We start from the raw sequence: 1,425 nt of genomic DNA on the forward strand, positions 1-1,425 counted from the left end.
GTCGACAACTTTTCGCGTCGCTGCCGCCGAAGGTCCGCTGCGAGTTTCAGGATTTCCTCGCGATCCTCAATCGGCACAAGCACTTCGACCCGGACGAGGCCCACACCGCCGCCGGTCGATTTGTAACGCTTGACGCGATCTTGCACGGACATTTCTGGTGCTCCTTCGCGCGTAATATAGCGTATCCGGGACACGCATCCAAGCGTTCATTCAATGCAGCATATCCGCAAGCCCGAACCCCTCAAACGCCGCCTTCATCGCCGGGTCAAACCCCGGATCGATCCGCGCCGGGCTATAGCCGTTCGCCCTGTTCCAAGCGTCGATCTCGCGCAGTTCCTCAGCGAACTCCTCCGGCGACGCGGCCTCTTTCAAGGTCGTGTCGCCCTCACAATAGTTGAAGATCATCAGCCGGGTCGGGTTGGCCCAAGTCCCGAAGTATGGCGCATTCTGCGCCGTATCGACCTGCGCCCAGCCTTTCTCATAGCTGCAGAGCCCGAAATCATAGACGTAGCGATCGCCGGGGCAGAATTCGCGGGTGATCTTCATGCTGCTGCCCCCATCCGGGCGGTTATGGCGATCACGCAAAGGTCGCGGTAGCGCGCCATCGCCTTGGGGCTGGACGAGACCGGGTTGATCTCAAAGGCCTGCAGACCGGCGATGTCGCCCGCCTCGGCCAAAGCCACGATCTGGGCCAGCTTGGCGCGAAAGCGGGCGTGGGTCGGCTTGGAGAAATCCGGGGCGGGCGGCAGCGCACCGGTCTGCGCCTGATCGAGAACGGCTTGCCGTTTGCCGACAACCGGGGAGGGCGCGGCCTTCGGTTCGTCGACCTGCGTCGGGATCGTCTCGCCCGAAGGATCGGGGTTGCCGTAGTCCAGCACCAAGGTCAGCCGGGCCTCCGCCTGATCGAAGGTGTCGGCGGTCATGATCGAGGTGAAGGCAAGGGCGGCGCGGTCGGTGCCAATCCTCGCCGCCAGCAAGCGGGCGAAGCCGTCGCCCGCCTTCTTGGCACTGGTGGCCGGTTCGATCGGCGTGTCGGAAACGCGCTGGGCGAGTGTGTCGATCTGCGCGGCGGTGAGGGCTTTGGTTTTCATGGGTCCGTTCCTTCAGGCGTTGGTGATGTGGGCGGAAAGCCCGAGGGTGGTGACCGCGTAGATCATGGTCCGGCCGTCGCCGATCGCGGTGCCGTAAGCCTGCGCCTCGGGCAGGGTCGCGAATTGCGCGCGCGTGCGGGTGGCGGGCGTCCGGCCGCGGGCGGCGACAAAGTGCGCGGCGTTCTTGAGGCAGAATTCTTCGTGGTTCGTCAGGGGCTTGGTTGCGGTCTTCATGGCGGTCTCCGTTGCGTTGCGATGGCTGCAGACAGCGCACGGTCCCAAAAGAGAGCAACTCCTAAGTCACTGAAAATATTAGGTTTAGGTCAAAATGGGA

The 1,425-nt window shown here is 63.6% G+C and carries 3 protein-coding genes; all 3 read right to left on the minus strand.

The window, feature by feature from the left end; translation table 11 throughout:
• Positions 1-210: 210 nt before the first annotated feature.
• The 3 genes from WEA77_RS01480 to WEA77_RS01490 are packed head-to-tail and all read right to left on the minus strand — an operon-like array spanning position 211 to position 1,325.
• Complete coding sequence (locus WEA77_RS01480; protein ID WP_368066101.1) at positions 211-546, minus strand: hypothetical protein; 336 nt, start codon at positions 544-546, stop codon at positions 211-213.
• A complete protein-coding gene (locus WEA77_RS01485) occupies positions 543-1,091 on the minus strand; it encodes a hypothetical protein (protein ID WP_368066102.1) in 549 nt (182 codons plus the stop codon). The genes WEA77_RS01480 and WEA77_RS01485 overlap by 4 nt, the downstream gene beginning before the upstream one ends.
• A gap of 12 nt (positions 1,092-1,103) precedes the next feature.
• On the minus strand, positions 1,104-1,325 hold the full coding sequence (locus WEA77_RS01490) for a hypothetical protein (RefSeq protein ID WP_368066103.1): 222 nt from the start codon (positions 1,323-1,325) through the stop codon (positions 1,104-1,106).
• Between the last annotated feature and the right edge of the window lie 100 nt (positions 1,326-1,425).

It is taken from the genome of Hyphomonas sp. (assembly GCF_040882205.1).
In the GTDB taxonomy this organism is placed as follows: domain Bacteria; phylum Pseudomonadota; class Alphaproteobacteria; order Caulobacterales; family Hyphomonadaceae; genus Hyphomonas.